The organism is Polynucleobacter sp. HIN6 (assembly GCF_030297575.1).
Classification (GTDB): Bacteria; Pseudomonadota; Gammaproteobacteria; order Burkholderiales; family Burkholderiaceae; genus Polynucleobacter.
Window position 1 is genome coordinate 397,501 of record NZ_AP028137.1, and the last position, 15,286, is coordinate 412,786.

Genomic DNA, 15,286 nt, shown 5'->3' on the forward strand with positions numbered 1-15,286 from the left:
ATTTAATCGTCTTAAAGCCCTTCCATCTGGAAGTTAATTTTTTGCAGTTCGTGAACCAGTCTGTTTTGCTGCTCTGCATCGAGGGATAGCAGTGGGGGTCTCACGCGAAGCCAATCAGGATCACCGCTATAGTGAGCGACCGCGGCCTTCATGCCAGGAATCATCGGGAACTGGGCAAAAATGGCCCGTACTGCCGATAAGGACTCTTGGAGGGCATCTGCCCCTGATTCTTGCCAGCGAGCTGCTAGTTGGGCAATTGCTTTTGGATTGACATTCGCGGTGGCTGAGATACAACCCACGCCCCCAGCTTTTAGGGTGCGCAGTAAAAATACCTCACTACCTGCATAGACCCGAAATCCTGAGCCCGCCAACGCTTTAATCACAGATTCGGTATATGGCCAATCTCCCGAACTATCTTTCATCCCGATGACAGTATTGGGATAAGCCTTCACCAAGCGCTCCAACAGGGGAATACTCAGACCAATTTTGGTGACCGGAGGAATGTTATAGACATAGATTTTTAAGTTTGCATCAGCCACTTTTTCAATGACTTCAGCATAAAACGCAAATAAGCCATCGTCGGCGACGTCTTTGTAATAAAAGGGTGGGAGCATCAATACTCCGGCACAACCAGCATTCACTGCGGCACGTGTCATGGCAACTGCATCATCAACCGAGCATGCACCAGTCCCTGGCATCACATTATTTGGGTTGAGCCCACCATCAATCAATTCCTCTAGCACCATGATCTTTTGGCGTGCGGACATGGAATTGGCTTCAGAGTTCGTTCCAAAGACCGCTTGACCCACTCCGTGACTTTGTAGCCATTGACATTGTCGCAGGAGTTTTTTGGAATTCGGACCACCATCGGCATTAAATGGAGTTAGAACCGGTGACAGGACTGCTGAAAAACTTGAGGGGTGAACGGGCATCACAATCTCCAATTAAAAGACAATAGGGGTTGGTAGAGGGCGCTGATTAAAAAAAGCATCAAGATTATCAATCGCAAGATTCGTCATCGCTTGACGAGTCTCCTGGGTCGCGCTGCCAATGTGGGGTGTTAGTAAGACATTGGGGAGCTCTAAAAATCGTGGATCAGGATTGGGCTCGTTTTCAAATACATCCAAGGCAGCTCCAGCAATCTTCCCGCCATGAAGTGCGTCCAATAAATCGGACTCGTTGATCACAGTGCCACGGGCGACATTAATCAAGTAGGACGAGGGACCTAAAGCCTCAAGCACCTCCCGATGAATCATGCGCTCGGTTTCTTTGCCGCCGGGGCAGCACAGAATCAAGATATCACTCATTCTTGCTAGCTCAATTAATGAGGAAATGTATGGATAGGACAGGTGCTTGTCATGTGGGCCATGGTAGGCAATCTTTACCTTAAAAGGCACTAGTCGCGCTGCGAGCTCTTGACCAATTCGTCCCATGCCTACGATCCCGATTGTTTTACCTGCCAAGGAAGTTGTAAACGGAAAGGCCCCTTTACTCCAATTTTTATGAATTACAAACTCATGCGCCTTCGGAATTTGTCGCAGTAGGGCAAACAACATGCCGATCGTGAGTTCGCACACTGCATCGTTGAGTACCCCTGGCGTGTTCGATGCCATGATCCCTTTTTGCCTTAAATAATCGAGCGGAAGATTGTCATATCCAACGCCACAGCAGGCAATCATTTCGACCCGGGGCAATTGATCTAAAAGAGCGGGCGTGATTGGATAGCTGGGTCTTGTCAAAATCGCCTGAACATCCTGTTGTGGAATGAGACCCTGAGGGTCAGGCATCATCACTGGTGTTAGGCGACGTAAGACCTCATCTTGCATGATTTCAGGGAAAAATCCCACTTGTAATACGCTATTGACTGGAATCATGTCTCGTTTCTATTTTTATTGGAATAATGTGACATTGTAAGTCGATATTTTTAACATTTTGGATACCACCCATTGAGCACTAATAACGATCCTAAAGCTGCATCGAACAGCACACCCCAAACAGGAATTCGCAAGGGCCTCACTCGCTACGGCGATACTGAATTTTCTTTATTTATGCGCAAAGCCTTTATCAAGGCGATGGGATTTAGTGACAGCGCTCTTGACCGACCCATTATTGGAATCACGAACACCTATAGTGACTTCAACCCTTGCCATGGCAATGTGCCGCAAATGATTGAGGCGATTAAGCGTGGTGTGATGCAGGCGGGTGGGATGCCGATGGTATTTCCAACCATCTCCATTCACGAGTCGTTTGCATTTCCAACCAGCATGTATTTGCGCAATTTGATGGCGCTTGATACCGAAGAGATGATGCGCTCGCAACCGGTGGATGCCGTAGTACTTGTTGGTGGTTGCGATAAAACCATCCCCGCCCAATTAATGGCTGCGGCTAGTCTTGATGTGCCAGTGTTATCAATTCCAACAGGCCCTATGCTGACCACCTTGCATCAGGGCGATCGTTTAGGAGCTTGCACCGATTGCCGTCGATATTGGGGAAAGTTTCGGGCTGGGGAAATTGACCAAGCAGAAATTGATGAGATCAATGGCAAATTAGCTCCAACGACCGGTACTTGTATGGTAATGGGAACCGCCAGCACCATCGCCTGCATGGTTGAGACCGCTGGTTTGAGTTTGCCTGGCACAGCAGCAGCTCCAGCAGTCACTGCAGAACGCTTTCGTTTATCGGAGCTCACCGGTCGCAGAGCGGTTGAGCTTGGCAAAACAGCTGGTGAAGGTAAATTCTCACCACGAACCATCTTAAGTCCCGAAGCGTTGACGAATGCGCTTGTTGTCTTGCATGCAATCGGGGGCTCAACCAATGCCTTGATTCATTTCACGGCGATCGCAGCACGTCTGGGAATCAAACTGGATTTAGAGCGCTTTGACCGCTTGGGCCGAAATATACCGGTCCTGGTTGATTTAAAGCCCAGTGGTTCGCACTACATGGAGCACTTATACGAAGACGGTGGTTTGATGGGTGTCTTGCGAGAGCTAAAACCCCACTTGTACCTCGATTGCTTAACAGTATCTGGCAGAACACTGGGCGAGGAGATTGACGCAGCAAAAGTTACCAAAGCCCGTAAGGTCATTCGGATTGCGAGTGAACCAATTTATCCTGTCGGTGGCTTGGCTGTTTTGAAGGGCAATTTAGCACCACGTGGAGCAGTCATTAAGCATTCAGCGGCTAGCCCTAATTTGCTCAAGCATCGCGGTCGCGCAGTAGTCTTTAAATCTTTGGAGGATTTAGCCTTGCGTGTGGACAGTCCAGATCTAGACGTCACGGCAGAAGATATCTTGGTCTTACAAAATGCTGGCCCCAAAGGTGCGCCAGGCATGCCTGAAGCGGGCTATTTGCCGATTCCCAAAAAGCTGGCTCAAGCAGGGGTTAAAGACATGGTCCGGATTTCAGACGCACGTATGAGTGGCACTGCCTTTGGCACGATTGTGTTGCATGTCACCCCAGAATCGGCCGAGAATGGACCGCTTGCCATCGTTCAGGATGGCGACATGATTACCTTGGATGTTGAAAATCGTTTATTGCAATTAGAGCTTGATGATGCAGAAATTGCGCGTCGCATCGCTGCTCTTGAGACACCAGCAAAGCGTTTGAATATTCCAGAAACAGGTTATCGTCATCTCTATCAAACGACGGTTACGCAAGCAGATGTTGGGTGTGATTTTGACTTTATGGTTCCCTCTGCACATGGCGTGGTACCACTTCTAAAGGGAAAATGAGATGCTATTTAATCCAGCCGAGACTAAAGTTTTAATCGTTGGTGGTGGAACCATGGGGGCTGATGTTGCCATAGTCTGTGCTCGTGGAGGGTGCGCAACCCAAGTTTTTGAATCGAGCGCTGAACGTCGCGCTCTATTGCCCAATTATTTTGAAACTAAATTGCAAGAAATTGGCTATGCGCATCGATTCCACTTACTCTCTGTCGTTGATTCGCTCAATCATTTTGACTGGTCAGAAATTGACTTGGTGATTGAGTGCGTTCCAGAAAAACTCGAAGTCAAGCAGGATTTATTTGCCCAACTCGAGCAGGTGGTTAACCCTGAAACTGTTCTAGCAAGTAATAGTTCTAGCTTTCCTATTAGTGAAATTGCCAAAGGTTTAAAAAGTCCTGCTCGCATGATTGGTTTGCATTTTTTTATGCCCGCACATTTGGTTCCTTGTGTGGAAGTGATCTATGGTGAAAAAACATCGCGTTTGGTAGCAGACAGTTTGAGTCGTTTAATGACCGCGTGTGGCATGGTTCCCGTTACAGTCAAAAAAGATCTGCCAGGGTTTTTGGCCAATCGATTGCAACATGCACTCTCTCGTGAAGCTTTTGATCTGATCGATGCGGGGATTGTGACCCCCGAGGATGTTGATAAAGCAGTACGTTTTGGTTTCGGGTTTCGTTACTTGGCTGCAGGCCCAGTATTACAGCGTGATCATGCTGGTGTTGAGGTTCATGCCGCGGCCGGAGCCAGTATCTACCCCTCCCTGAATAACAAAGGTGAGATTGCACAATGCCTTAAGGAAAAAGTAGATTCTGGAAATCTCGGAATGAAAACAGGCCAAGGGTTTTATTCCTGGGATGCCGAGGCGATCAAAGCAGAGCGCCAGCGGTATGATGATTTGCTTCGTGCCGGTTTGAAACTCTTACAAAAAGAACTTCCTGAAATCAAATAAAGTGAGCACGCCGGTTCGCATTTGGGATTTGCCAACGCGGCTATTTCATTGGGCTTTGGCGATCTGTATTGTGCTCGGTATTGTGTTTGTAAAAATTGGCGGTAATGCTATTCAGTGGCATGCCTATTGTGGCTATACTGCGCTGGCACTGATCTTGTTTCGCATCATTTGGGGTTTTGTGGGTTCGCAGTATGCACGGTTTGCTAATTTCATTCCCAGCCCCGCAACGCTAATTGCTTTTCTTCGGGGTCAAGTCGATGGCGGACTTGGTCATAACCCGCTCGGCGCCTTATCCGTCATCGGTTTATTACTTGTCGTTTTAATTCAGGCTCTGACAGGCCTATTTGCCGATGATGATATTTTTTTCCAGGGACCACTTGCAAAATATGTATCAAATAGTACGGTCGCACTACTCACTAGTATTCATCGCTTCAACCAATACTCAATATTTGCTTTGGTCGGACTGCATATTGCCGCAATCTCGTACTACTATTTCGTGAAACGAGAAAACTTAGTCCGACCTATGGTCACTGGAGATAAATTAACTACTACCGCTCCAAAGTTGCAGGAAACGGTTGATTCATCTCGCCAACGCATGCTGGCACTGGCAATATTTTTGTTGATTATTCTCGGCTTATATCTCCTGATTGCTTAATCAGAGAATATAGGCCGAGTTGTGGCGAATAATTACTTCTTACGGAAATCGTCGTGACAAGCTTTGCAGGTTTGACTAGTTGCACCCAACGCCTTCTTCAAATTCTCAGGATTGCCTGATTGAGCTGCAGTATTGAGCTCTGCAACGGCGGCTTGCATCCGATCAGCAGCAGACTTAAATTTTGCATTTTCAGTCCAGATAACTGGTAGTGCATCATTTTTCCCAGGCGTTTTTCCACTCTCTGTGCCAGCAGGGAATGCCTGCCAAGGCAAGCTCGAGAGCGTTCCAATGACCGCTGCATTGCGAACAACCTCATCTCTGTTGTAGGGGGTTTCACCCTTAACTACGGCAGCAAGTCTGCCCATATGAGCACCCATCAATACAAATGCACTTTGACGGTACTTGACTGCATCTTCTGGCTTGGCAAACTGGGCCATGGCCGGTGATGCGGTTACGAGAGCAAGTGCTGGGATGAGGGCTTTTAGGGAAAAGCGAAGTGATTGAATACTCATAAATCCTCCATGAAACTAATCAGAATTGATTCAGATTTAAGAATACTCCAGTTTTGTGATGGCGATAAGACAGTCCTTGTGAGCTCATTAAGCTCCAAAAATCATCCTGATGGGGTAGGTGAGGCCCCGCACGATCGAAATGAAGAACTCACTTAAGGGAACCATCCACCATTGAGAAATAATTCCGGTAAACACGAGTCCCAACACAATAAAAAAGCCCCAGGGCTCTAATTTACCTAATAACAGGGCTTGGCGGTACGGTAACAAGCCTGCCAAAATGCGGCCACCGTCCAATGGAGGGAGGGGAAATAAATTAAAGACCAAGAGTCCAATGTTCCAAAAGACCCCCGCCTTAGCCATGGAGATCAAAAACGGCTCATTAATACCTGACCCTTGAAGCAAAATCCAAGCAATAGCCCAAGCGATCGCCTGAAAAAAATTAGAACCAGGCCCAGCGAGTGCGACCCAAATCATATCGATTCGAGGATTGCGCAAGTGATCAAAGCGCACTGGAACCGGTTTAGCATAACCAACCAAGAAGGGGGAGTTTGCCAAAATCAGTGCAATCGGGATTAAAACAGTGCCAATCGGATCAATATGTTTTAGGGGGTTAAGCGTGACACGACCAAGCAAGAAAGCAGTGTTGTCGCCAAAGCGTTTGGCTGCATAGCCATGAGCAGCCTCATGAATCGTAATGGCAAAAACCAAGGGAATCGCATTAATTGCAATAGCTTGGATAGAATAGTCAGAAATCATATTAAGATCATATCGAGAGGAGACTATTGTGACCGATGAGAAGAAACCCCTAGTTAAATCCGCCGTGAAGGCACCTAAGCTTCCAGCCCGCCCACCGGTCGGGAAGGGCCCTCAAAGTATGGGGGGCAAGCCACAACAAGGATTTGGGGGTGGTAAGGGCATGATGCGAAAAGCTGGTCGGGGCCGATAATCACCTAAAGTGTGGATAATATTGACTATATCGTTTAGATAAAGGGGCAGACCATGAACGAATGGCAAAATGAAAGCAAAGACGTCATCAACAAAAAGATGATTACCCTAATTGTGATGTTGGCAGCCGCTACCAGCCTAGCGATTTTGTTTGCCTTGGTTGCAGCCCATATGGGTTACGTATTTGGTTAAATGCCAGTGCTTCTAGCACGATGATGTAAGCCGGTATCACTTGCCATGATGTCAAGTAATTCCGCAAGTTATTCACCTCCCGGGGGTATCAAAGCCCCTGCTGCACTCCAACAAATTCTTCAGCAAGCCGGTATTGCCGTTAACGGTACTCAAGCTTGGGACATGCAAGTTCATGACCCGATGGTTTTTGATCGGATTTTACAAACATGGTCTTTGGGCCTTGGTGAATCCTACATGGATGGGCAATGGGACTGCCAGCGTCTAGACGAGTTCTTTTATCGTTTAATGCGTGATGAATTAGATGAGAGCGTGCAGGGTTTCGCTAAAGTCCGCCTTCTTTATGAAATCGCCCGCTCCAAACTATTTAATTTGCAATCCAAAGATCGAGCCTTTCAGGTGGGTGAGCAGCACTATAACGCGGGCAATGATCTGTTTGAGGCCATGCTTGATCCACGCATGATCTACTCCTGTGCTTACTGGGCTCATGCAAAGGATTTAACCGAGGCACAAGAACATAAACTTGATTTGATTTGTAAGAAGCTTCAGTTAAAGCCAGGTGAGTCGCTATTAGAAATTGGTTGTGGTTGGGGTGGGTTGGCTAAATTCGCGGCGGAGCGCTATGGTGTGAAGGTTTTAGGTATCACCGTATCGAGCGAGCAGCGGGCCTTAGCTATCGAACATTGCCAAGGTCTTCCAGTTGAAATTCGTTTAATTGATTATCGAGATCTTACGGGATCGTTCGATAAGATCGTTTCAGTTGGGATGTTTGAGCACGTTGGGCAAAAAAATTATGCAGAGTACTTTGATATCGCTCATCGCTTGTTAAGTGATCAAGGAATTTTTCTCTTGCACACCATCGGCAGTTACGCAACGGTTAAAAAAACGGATGCTTGGATTGATCGCTATATCTTTCCGAATGGGCATTTACCATCTTTAGTGGAGTTATCGCAAGCATTAGAGCGCCGGTTTTTGGTCGAGGATTTGCATAACTTTGGACACGACTACGACAAAACGCTGATGGCATGGTTAAGTAATTTTGAGCGCGCTTGGCCGCAGTTACAAACCCAGTATTCCAAGCGTTTTTATCGGATGTGGCGCTATTACCTGTGCTGTTGCGCTGGATTTTTCCGCTCTGGCCAAGGGCAACTATGGCAACTGGTGTTAACTAAGCGCGAACGCCAGCAAACCTATCTGGGCTATCGTCCCAGTTTCTAATCCCTCATAATCCCAGTTATGGGAATGTCTACTACTTCTGTATCCATTGCCGCCATCTTTTTTGGAGCCGGCCTTGGGGCGCTCTTACGCGCCTGGTTTAATGTTCTTGCCGAATCATTTTCTTCTACGATCCCCGCAGGAACCTTAATCGCTAATCTCCTGGGCGCCTATCTAGTAGGTATTGCTTTGGCGTATTACATGGATCAACCAACGATTTCTCCACAATGGCGACTTTTTATCATCACCGGGTTCTTGGGTGGGCTGACTACGTTCTCAAGCTTCTCGGCAGAGGTTGTGCAGTTGATGCAGCGAGATCAATTGATGCTCGCTTTAGGCCTCGCCCTCATGCATGTCTGCGGATCCTTATTACTAACTTTTCTAGGGATTTGGACTGTTCATGCTCTCAAATAAAACCAAAAAATCCCAGGATTGCACCGAGTCCAATTAGATAGAGAGGATGACGCTTACTGAGCAAGACAAACAGAATGCTAAAGATGGTTAATGCATAGGCTGCCCAATTGCCATTAATGCGAATGGCAATTTGCCAGGCAGATGAAAGCACTAAGCCAACTGCAAGGGCGCTTGCTGAGTACTCAATGGTTTTTTTCCACTGCAAATGTTGCAGTTTTGCGATCACCCGCTGTAGATAAAAAATCAAAATACACGATGGCCAGCAAACGGCTAAAGTTGCTAAGAGGGCGCCCGCTAAGCCAAAGGCATTCCAACCAATTAAGGTAACGGTTAATAGATTAGGCCCTGGTGCCGCTTGCGCAATCGCAAAGTAATGAATGAAGGTTTGAGGATCGATCCAACCCTCTTGGTTGACCGAAATGTCATACAAGGTTGGGAGGAGAGCGTTGACCCCGCCAAATGCAATTAATGAGAACAACGACAGTTTGATAAACAGTCCTAAGAGGCCGATCATCATCGCGCTTTTCTCCAAGCAACCAATAGCGCAAGCGGCAAGGTGATGGCAACGACCCAGCCAAGCGCTAACTGATAGATCGTAGCGATCACGATGCTAATCAAAATCACCATTAGCATTGGTGGGTAACTCAATTCATCTTTGAGCATCTTAAATCCTGTAGCAGCGATTAAGCCAACCCCCACGGAAGAGATGCCTCGCAAAATACCTTGCACCCGCTCAAACTCTCCGTAATGGTCGTAGAGTAAGGCCAGCAAAATCACAACGGTCATGGGAGCCAGCATCAACCCACCAACAGCGGCGAATGCTCCTCGTACGCCCCCAAAACGCTCGCCTACACACACCGCAAGGTTAACAATATTAGGACCAGGAACTAACTGACAGACTCCCAAGAGCGCATTGAACTCTTGAGAGCTGAGCCATTGTTTTTGCTCCACCAAGGTTCGCCTGGCCCACGGCAGAACGCCACCAAAGCCCGATAAACCAATGAATGTGAAAGTAATGAATAAATGAGCTGGGCTGTGCCGCATGGCTTATGAATTGGCAGGGTAGGGCATCGGTACAGGCTTGCCATTGAGCCAAGCATCAAGCGTATCAACAAGACCTTGGGCAAAACCCTGAAAAATAGGCTCAGCCACAAAGCCTAAATGGGGGGTCATTAGTAAATTTGGGATGCGATGCAGTTCAGAGTCTTTTGGAAGTGGTTCTTGATCAAAGACATCGAGGGCAGCCTGACCTGGTCTACCGGATTTGAGAGCCGCGATCAGATCATTGGTCACAATCAGGCTTGAGCGCGAGGTATTTACCAAGATAGAGTCTGCTCGCATCATCGCTAAGCGATCCCGATGAATGAGGCCTTTGGTGCGCTCGCTGGCAACCAAATGCAAACTCACAATTTTTGAGGTTTGAAGAAGGGTTTCTAGTGGCAAGAACTCGCACCCAGCGGCATTGGCGCGTTCATGGGTCATATTCGGACTCCAGCAAACCAATTCCATTCCAAATGCAGCGCCTACTTTGGCGACTAAGCTACCGATGCCGCCTAGTCCAATAATCCCAAGACGTTGCCCGTGGAGCATGGGTAATACGGAATGGGCATTACGCCATTGCCCGTCACTCATCATCTGAGACTGATCGACCACCCGCTTACTGGTAGCCAGAATGAGGGCCCAAGTTAGCTCAGTGGTGGTTTCTTTGGATGGTCCGCCGCGTGTACAAGCGACCGTTACCCCTTGATGGAGGAGGGCGGTGTGATCAAGTAAAGCATTGCGTGTTCCAGTAAAAACAAATAATTTGAGCTTAGGTAAGCGCTTAATGAGTGATGCGTCAAAGGGAGACCGATCACGGACCAAAGCAATCGCATCTGCATCATGAACAGCTTCATAGAGCGATTCCCCGGAGAGAGGTTCATGAAAAAATCGCAGTTTAGAGTGCGCTTGAATTGGTGACCAATCCGCATAGTCTTGCAAGCAGCGCTCGTAGTCTCCTAAGACAGCAATAATCGGTTTGGTATGCATAGAAATTCGCAGAATCAATGAATAAATCGATGATAATTGATGTTTAACCGTGATCTTGAGGAAACAAAATGATTCTAGAAGTGGTTGATATTCGTATCGATGAAAGTAAGCAAGCTGAATTTAATGAGGCAATTTTACGGGGAGTGCGCACCACCATCGCTCCTGCTAAGGGCTTTCGGGGCTTTAAAGTCAATCACAGCATTGAGTCCCCCAATCGTTACCTACTGATGATCTATTGGGACACCCTTGAGAACCATATGGTTGATTTTCGGGGATCCCCAGCGTTTACCGAATGGCGCAGCATTGTGGGCCCATTTTTTACCCAAGCGCCTGCCGTTGAGCATTTCAATTTAGTCGGTAAGTCCGACTAGGTTTAACTAAGCTTGATTTTTCTTGGGCTTGAGTCTGCCCTGGGGCTTAGCAGCAAGGCTGGGCTCTAGAGTTTCGCGTTCATCAAAGACGAAGCAATCACCCACATAGTGATCGCCACCAATATCTTCAAAATATTGCAAGATCCCACCGTCTAATTGATAGCTATGCTCAAGACCGCGTTCTCGCAAATATAGCCCTGATTTTTCACAGCGGATTCCACCTGTACAAAAACTGACCAAAGTCTTATCACTTAGTTCCGGGAGATGCGCCTCAATTGCTTGCGGAAATTCACTGAATTTATTGATGTTGAAATGCAATGCATTCTTAAATGTTCCGTATTCCACCTCAAATCCATTGCGTGTATCAATCATCACTACAGGGCGCCCCAGATCATCTTGGCCCCGATCAAGCCATTCTTTTAATTTCTGCGGAGAGATAAACTTCGCCCGACCTTTTTCCGGGGCGATCGTCGGATGATTCATGCGAATAATCTCTTTTTTGATCTTAACTAAAAGCTTACGAAACGGTTGCGTTGCTGACCAACTGTCCTTTGTTTGAAACGATGCCAGTCGTGGATCATTTCGTAAAAAGGCCAGAAAACTCTGAATGTTGGTCTCGAGACCAGCCAGAAATAAATTAATCCCTTCTTCTGATAGCAGAATTGTTCCTTTGAGGTGAAGCTCTGAGGCAACTTGATAGAGTGATTCTTTTAGTTGATCAAGCTCGCCTAGACGGACAAACTGATAGCCAGCAATATTGAGGATGGAAAGGGCGTTTGAGCCCGGACGCTCATGATTCATGACTGTATTATCGACCAAGTTTATCGGTACACTTATAGCACTGAAACCCACCCCATCATTTAATGAAAAACGATCGTTTAATTCCCTACCAACCCCTAGATTTAGCGGAGCCTGCAGATCTGGTTGCCGAGATCCGCAAACGTCGCGGTGGCCAGCTGATTAATCTGGACCGGATGCTGTTGCATAGTGAGCCAGTAGCCCGCGGCTGGAATCATTTTATTGGTAATGTGCGCCAGCAACTCTCACTCGATCCCAAGTTACGTGAACTGGGAATGTGTGGTGTTGCAGTTCTCAATGGTGCCGAGTATGAGTTCTTCCATCATGCCCCACCTTTTCTGAAAGCAGGAGGCACACAAGCCCAAGTCGATGCAATGCGGTATTTGGGAGGTAACAACTTTGACCCTAGCTCCTTTAGCTCATTAGAGCGAGACGCTCTCGAACTAACCTTACAAATGACCCGAGCCATTCAGGTTGATCCTGCGTTGATGAAGCGCCTGCAAGAAGCTTTAGGCAATACTGCATTAGTTGAGTTGGTAACGGTGATTGCAGCGTACAACATGGTGTCACGCTTTCTGATTGCTTTAGATATTCATCCCGAAGATCAGGCTCCCAAGGCTTAAGTAATGGATCGTCAAATTATTCAGGTGATTCCAAGTGTTGCAACCTCTGATGGGGCGGGCGTTCGCTTACGTCGCAGTTTGGGCGGTCAAGATCGGCAGCGCCTAGATCCATTTTTGATGCTCGATGAGTTTTCATCCAACGATCCAAATGATTATGTTGCTGGATTTCCACCCCATCCACATCGCGGTTTTGAAACCGTGACCTATATGCTCGAGGGTCACATGTTGCATGAGGATCACTTGGGTAATCGTGGCCACTTAAAAAGTGGTGGCGTGCAATGGATGACGGCCGGTCGCGGAATAATTCATTCAGAAATGCCCCAGCAAGAAAGTGGTGCGATGCGCGGGTTTCAGCTTTGGATTAATTTGCCCGCTCGCGAAAAAATGAAATCAGCAGGTTATCAAGATATTCAAGATATATCCATTCCAAGAGTTCATTTACCGAAAGGTGGATTAGTTAAGGTGATTGCTGGGGAGTGCCAGTCGCCCGATGGCACTGCGATCCAGGGCCCGATTCATGGATTAAGTACCGAACCTTTATTTTTTGATATTCACCTCTTGGGTCATGAGATGTTTAGTCATCCAATACCAGTCTCGCACCATAGCTTTCTCTATGTCTACGAAGGTGATTTAGCCCTTGGTGGTCAAGTGGAGCGAGTACCACGTCAGGCGGCGCTCGTTTTGGGTGAGGGTGATCAAGTGACGATGCAATCTGGCGCTCAGGGGGCTAAAGCCATTTGGCTTGCTGCAAAACCACTCCATGAGCCGATTGTTCAGCATGGCCCTTTTGTCATGAATACCCAAGAAGAGATTATGCAAGCAATTGCAGATTATCAACAGAATCGACTAACTACTCCCTAAGAGCAAGCCATGAGTCTTTATCAACAACTTTTACAACGTGAGGCTGAGCAAAAACCGATTCGGATTGGACTAATTGGTGCCGGTAAATTTGGTTCGATGTATCTGGCCCAAATTCCTAGAACCTCTGGGGTGCAATTGGTTGCAGTGGCGGATTTGATGCCCGCGCTTGCTAAACAGAATTTATGTAACGTTGGCTGGGACGCAACTCAATTAGAGGCTTCATCAATTGATTCGGCGCTTCGTGAGCGTACGTGCTATGTTTCCGATGATTGGCAAGCGATTGTGCGGCATCCAGCAGTTGACGTTGTTGTGGAATGCACAGGTAATCCAATCGCAGCAGTTGAGCATTGTTTACGGGCATTTTCAGAGGGTAAACACGTTGTGAATGTCACTGTGGAGGCAGATGCCTTTTGTGGACCCTTGTTAGCCAAAAAAGCGAGAGATGCGAACGTCATTTACTCCCTTGCTTTTGGCGATCAGCCGGCCTTAATCTGTGATCTGGTAGATTGGGCTCGCACCTGTGGCTTCCCAGTCGTGGCTGCTGGTAGAGGTCATCAGTGGTTGCCGCACTATGCGGATTCAACCCCAGAAACGGTCTGGAATTACTACGGTTTAACTCCTGAACAGGCAAAACGGGGTGGTCTCAATCCCAAAATGTTTAATAGTTTTTTGGATGGTTCAAAGCCTGCAATCGAATCCACTGCAGTCGCCAATGCGACGGGATTAGCTGTACCAAGTAACGGTCTTTTATACCCTCCAGCCAGTGTTGAAGATATTCCTGTCGTAACACGACCGATTTCAGAGGGTGGCCATTTAGAACGTAAAGGGATGGTCGAAGTGATCTCTTCTTTAGAAAAGGATGGCCGAAAAATACCCTATGACATTCGCATGGGGGTTTGGGTCACGGTTGAAGCAGAGACTGATTACATCAAGAATTGCTTTGAAGAGTACAAAGCCCATACCGATCCAAGTGGACGGTATTTCACGCTGTATAAGCGCTGGCATTTAATCGGACTAGAGGTTGGTTTGTCGGTAGCCAGCGTTGCTCTCCGTAAAGAAGCAACCGGGGTGCCCTATTGTTGGAATGCCGATGTCATCGCAACCGCCAAGCGCGACCTAAATCCGGGTGATCGATTAGATGGTGAGGGTGGGTATACCGTTTGGGGGAAATTACTACCCGCCAAGAAATCACATACCATGGGCGGATTACCTTTAGGCTTAGCGCATCAGATTAAAGTCATCAGACCGGTGAAAAAAGGACAAAGTCTTTGTTGGGATGATGTACTAATCGATAAAACCACCGATGCTTACAAAATTCGCATGGAAATGGAGCAATCGTTTAAGGGAGCGATTCTCCCTTAACAAATTTCTTATAAAGATCAATTCCAAATTTACAGATGGAAATAAATAACAGGGCTCCTAAAATATCGCCAATGAGCATCGCAATCGCATTGGAGAGACTGCCACTCGGGATGCCCACTATTACAAACCACACTTGATGTAATCCGGTACTCAAAAGAGCAAAGACCAAAACGCTAATAGCGATTATCTGTATATTGAGGTTGCTCAAATCCGGATTAATTTTGAGATTATGAATCACGATTAGGCGGGCTAAATAGGGACTAAATCCTGAAATAAGGCCGATGCCAAGAATGCCAATCATGTCATCACCAAGATCGCGACCAAAAGTGATTAAGGTCGAGGCAATCGCAATCCCAAGTGCTCCAGACAAACCAAAAATAAGAACTAAAAATAGCCTGAGTCCTGCGGGAAGGTAAATCCAGTTGACACCAGGGGCTGCCTCTAAAAATGAAGTAAGCCAATCATTGGCATAAAAAAGAAAGCTATAAACGAGAGCGCAAGCAATGATTGTCTTTGCAGAAAGGATTGATTCCTTTGAATAATTTGCTTGGCTCATGAAAAATTGACAACGATTATTGCGATTCGAGTTTGTTTGGTATATGGTTCACATTTGCATGTTATTCACCAATTCTAATTAAA

At 47.1% G+C, this 15,286-nt stretch carries 19 protein-coding genes; 10 read left to right on the forward strand and 9 right to left on the reverse strand.

What is annotated here, in order from left to right:
* Window positions 1–11: 11 nt before the first annotated feature.
* Both QUE66_RS02005 and QUE66_RS02010 read right to left on the reverse strand, forming a co-directional pair.
* Complete coding sequence (locus QUE66_RS02005) at window positions 12–932, reverse strand: dihydrodipicolinate synthase family protein (protein ID WP_353506817.1); 921 nt, start codon at window positions 930–932, stop codon at window positions 12–14.
* A gap of 12 nt (window positions 933–944) precedes the next feature.
* Window positions 945–1,874: a 2-hydroxyacid dehydrogenase gene (locus QUE66_RS02010; RefSeq protein WP_286224153.1), complete on the reverse strand. Its 930-nt coding sequence runs from the start codon at window positions 1,872–1,874 to the stop codon at window positions 945–947.
* A 72-nt stretch (window positions 1,875–1,946) separates the two neighbouring features.
* Between QUE66_RS02010 and QUE66_RS02015 the strand changes: the two genes are divergently transcribed.
* Genes QUE66_RS02015 through QUE66_RS02025 form a run of 3 tightly spaced genes read left to right on the forward strand, consistent with a single transcriptional unit; the run spans window position 1,947 to window position 5,329 of the window.
* Window positions 1,947–3,731, forward strand: coding sequence for an IlvD/Edd family dehydratase (locus QUE66_RS02015; RefSeq protein ID WP_286224154.1), 1,785 nt, complete (start codon window positions 1,947–1,949; stop codon window positions 3,729–3,731).
* 1 nt (window position 3,732) lies between these two features.
* On the forward strand, window positions 3,733–4,674 hold the full coding sequence (locus QUE66_RS02020; protein WP_286224155.1) for a 3-hydroxyacyl-CoA dehydrogenase family protein: 942 nt from the start codon (window positions 3,733–3,735) through the stop codon (window positions 4,672–4,674).
* 1 nt (window position 4,675) lies between these two features.
* Window positions 4,676–5,329, forward strand: a complete 654-nt coding sequence (locus QUE66_RS02025; protein ID WP_286224157.1) for a cytochrome b/b6 domain-containing protein — start codon at window positions 4,676–4,678, stop codon at window positions 5,327–5,329.
* Window positions 5,330–5,361: 32 nt separating this feature from the next.
* Here the strand turns inward: QUE66_RS02025 and QUE66_RS02030 are convergent, their stop codons facing one another.
* Both QUE66_RS02030 and QUE66_RS02035 read right to left on the reverse strand, forming a co-directional pair.
* A complete protein-coding gene (locus tag QUE66_RS02030; RefSeq protein WP_286224158.1) occupies window positions 5,362–5,841 on the reverse strand; it encodes a c-type cytochrome in 480 nt (159 codons plus the stop codon).
* Window positions 5,842–5,928: 87 nt separating this feature from the next.
* The gene (locus QUE66_RS02035) at window positions 5,929–6,597 is read right to left on the reverse strand and encodes a site-2 protease family protein (protein ID WP_286224159.1); all 669 of its coding nucleotides are present in this window, start codon (window positions 6,595–6,597) and stop codon (window positions 5,929–5,931) included.
* A gap of 243 nt (window positions 6,598–6,840) precedes the next feature.
* Here QUE66_RS02035 and QUE66_RS02040 point away from each other — a divergent pair, with 243 nt between their 5' ends.
* Genes QUE66_RS02040 through crcB form a run of 3 tightly spaced genes read left to right on the forward strand, consistent with a single transcriptional unit; the run spans window position 6,841 to window position 8,604 of the window.
* Window positions 6,841–6,978 (forward strand): hypothetical protein, encoded by a 138-nt coding sequence (locus tag QUE66_RS02040; protein WP_199908516.1) that lies wholly within the window; start codon window positions 6,841–6,843, stop codon window positions 6,976–6,978.
* Between the two features lie 45 nt (window positions 6,979–7,023).
* A complete protein-coding gene (gene cfa / locus QUE66_RS02045) occupies window positions 7,024–8,193 on the forward strand; it encodes a cyclopropane fatty acyl phospholipid synthase (protein WP_286224160.1) in 1,170 nt (389 codons plus the stop codon).
* 24 nt (window positions 8,194–8,217) lie between these two features.
* Window positions 8,218–8,604 carry a fluoride efflux transporter CrcB gene (crcB, locus tag QUE66_RS02050; RefSeq protein ID WP_286224162.1) on the forward strand — a complete coding sequence of 129 codons (387 nt, stop codon included), beginning with the start codon at window positions 8,218–8,220 and terminating at the stop codon, window positions 8,602–8,604.
* Here crcB and QUE66_RS02055 read toward each other — a convergent pair.
* From QUE66_RS02055 to QUE66_RS02065, 3 genes are read right to left on the reverse strand one after another with little or no spacing between them, the layout of a single operon-like run.
* On the reverse strand, window positions 8,597–9,121 hold the full coding sequence (locus QUE66_RS02055) for a chromate transporter (RefSeq protein WP_286224164.1): 525 nt from the start codon (window positions 9,119–9,121) through the stop codon (window positions 8,597–8,599). The genes crcB and QUE66_RS02055 overlap by 8 nt on opposite strands.
* Complete coding sequence (locus tag QUE66_RS02060; protein ID WP_286224165.1) at window positions 9,118–9,648, reverse strand: chromate transporter; 531 nt, start codon at window positions 9,646–9,648, stop codon at window positions 9,118–9,120. The genes QUE66_RS02055 and QUE66_RS02060 overlap by 4 nt, the downstream gene beginning before the upstream one ends.
* A gap of 3 nt (window positions 9,649–9,651) precedes the next feature.
* Complete coding sequence (locus QUE66_RS02065; protein WP_286224167.1) at window positions 9,652–10,632, reverse strand: D-2-hydroxyacid dehydrogenase family protein; 981 nt, start codon at window positions 10,630–10,632, stop codon at window positions 9,652–9,654.
* A gap of 68 nt (window positions 10,633–10,700) precedes the next feature.
* Between QUE66_RS02065 and QUE66_RS02070 the strand changes: the two genes are divergently transcribed.
* Window positions 10,701–11,003, forward strand: a complete 303-nt coding sequence (locus tag QUE66_RS02070) for an antibiotic biosynthesis monooxygenase family protein (protein ID WP_108507945.1) — start codon at window positions 10,701–10,703, stop codon at window positions 11,001–11,003.
* Between the two features lie 6 nt (window positions 11,004–11,009).
* Here the strand turns inward: QUE66_RS02070 and QUE66_RS02075 are convergent, their stop codons facing one another.
* Window positions 11,010–11,804, reverse strand: coding sequence for a sulfurtransferase (locus QUE66_RS02075; protein ID WP_286224168.1), 795 nt, complete (start codon window positions 11,802–11,804; stop codon window positions 11,010–11,012).
* A 62-nt stretch (window positions 11,805–11,866) separates the two neighbouring features.
* Here QUE66_RS02075 and QUE66_RS02080 point away from each other — a divergent pair, with 62 nt between their 5' ends.
* Genes QUE66_RS02080 through QUE66_RS02090 form a run of 3 tightly spaced genes read left to right on the forward strand, consistent with a single transcriptional unit; the run spans window position 11,867 to window position 14,647 of the window.
* Window positions 11,867–12,424 carry a carboxymuconolactone decarboxylase family protein gene (locus QUE66_RS02080; protein ID WP_286224170.1) on the forward strand — a complete coding sequence of 186 codons (558 nt, stop codon included), beginning with the start codon at window positions 11,867–11,869 and terminating at the stop codon, window positions 12,422–12,424.
* A 3-nt stretch (window positions 12,425–12,427) separates the two neighbouring features.
* Window positions 12,428–13,285 (forward strand): pirin family protein, encoded by an 858-nt coding sequence (locus tag QUE66_RS02085; RefSeq protein WP_286224171.1) that lies wholly within the window; start codon window positions 12,428–12,430, stop codon window positions 13,283–13,285.
* A gap of 9 nt (window positions 13,286–13,294) precedes the next feature.
* Window positions 13,295–14,647: an NAD(P)H-dependent oxidoreductase gene (locus QUE66_RS02090; protein ID WP_286224172.1), complete on the forward strand. Its 1,353-nt coding sequence runs from the start codon at window positions 13,295–13,297 to the stop codon at window positions 14,645–14,647.
* Here QUE66_RS02090 and QUE66_RS02095 read toward each other — a convergent pair.
* Window positions 14,625–15,203: a hypothetical protein gene (locus QUE66_RS02095; RefSeq protein ID WP_286224174.1), complete on the reverse strand. Its 579-nt coding sequence runs from the start codon at window positions 15,201–15,203 to the stop codon at window positions 14,625–14,627. The genes QUE66_RS02090 and QUE66_RS02095 overlap by 23 nt on opposite strands.
* Between the last annotated feature and the right edge of the window lie 83 nt (window positions 15,204–15,286).

Bases quoted from the DNA above. Each gene is read 5' to 3' on its own strand.
- QUE66_RS02005 (WP_353506817.1), bottom strand. From the start codon at position 932: ATGCCCGTTCACCCCTCAAGTTTTTCAGCAGTCCTGTCACCGGTTCTA.
- QUE66_RS02055 (WP_286224164.1), bottom strand. From the start codon at position 9,121: ATGATGATCGGCCTCTTAGGACTGTTTATCAAACTGTCGTTGTTCTCA.
- crcB (WP_286224162.1), top strand. From the start codon at position 8,218: ATGTCTACTACTTCTGTATCCATTGCCGCCATCTTTTTTGGAGCCGGC.
- QUE66_RS02075 (WP_286224168.1), bottom strand. From the start codon at position 11,804: ATGAATCATGAGCGTCCGGGCTCAAACGCCCTTTCCATCCTCAATATT.
- QUE66_RS02010 (WP_286224153.1), bottom strand. From the start codon at position 1,874: ATGATTCCAGTCAATAGCGTATTACAAGTGGGATTTTTCCCTGAAATC.
- QUE66_RS02065 (WP_286224167.1), bottom strand. From the start codon at position 10,632: ATGCATACCAAACCGATTATTGCTGTCTTAGGAGACTACGAGCGCTGC.
- QUE66_RS02085 (WP_286224171.1), top strand. From the start codon at position 12,428: ATGGATCGTCAAATTATTCAGGTGATTCCAAGTGTTGCAACCTCTGAT.
- QUE66_RS02030 (WP_286224158.1), bottom strand. From the start codon at position 5,841: ATGAGTATTCAATCACTTCGCTTTTCCCTAAAAGCCCTCATCCCAGCA.
- QUE66_RS02080 (WP_286224170.1), top strand. From the start codon at position 11,867: ATGAAAAACGATCGTTTAATTCCCTACCAACCCCTAGATTTAGCGGAG.
- QUE66_RS02040 (WP_199908516.1), top strand. From the start codon at position 6,841: ATGAACGAATGGCAAAATGAAAGCAAAGACGTCATCAACAAAAAGATG.
- QUE66_RS02090 (WP_286224172.1), top strand. From the start codon at position 13,295: ATGAGTCTTTATCAACAACTTTTACAACGTGAGGCTGAGCAAAAACCG.
- cfa (WP_286224160.1), top strand. From the start codon at position 7,024: ATGATGTCAAGTAATTCCGCAAGTTATTCACCTCCCGGGGGTATCAAA.
- QUE66_RS02020 (WP_286224155.1), top strand. From the start codon at position 3,733: ATGCTATTTAATCCAGCCGAGACTAAAGTTTTAATCGTTGGTGGTGGA.
- QUE66_RS02035 (WP_286224159.1), bottom strand. From the start codon at position 6,597: ATGATTTCTGACTATTCTATCCAAGCTATTGCAATTAATGCGATTCCC.
- QUE66_RS02095 (WP_286224174.1), bottom strand. From the start codon at position 15,203: ATGAGCCAAGCAAATTATTCAAAGGAATCAATCCTTTCTGCAAAGACA.
- QUE66_RS02060 (WP_286224165.1), bottom strand. From the start codon at position 9,648: ATGCGGCACAGCCCAGCTCATTTATTCATTACTTTCACATTCATTGGT.
- QUE66_RS02070 (WP_108507945.1), top strand. From the start codon at position 10,701: ATGATTCTAGAAGTGGTTGATATTCGTATCGATGAAAGTAAGCAAGCT.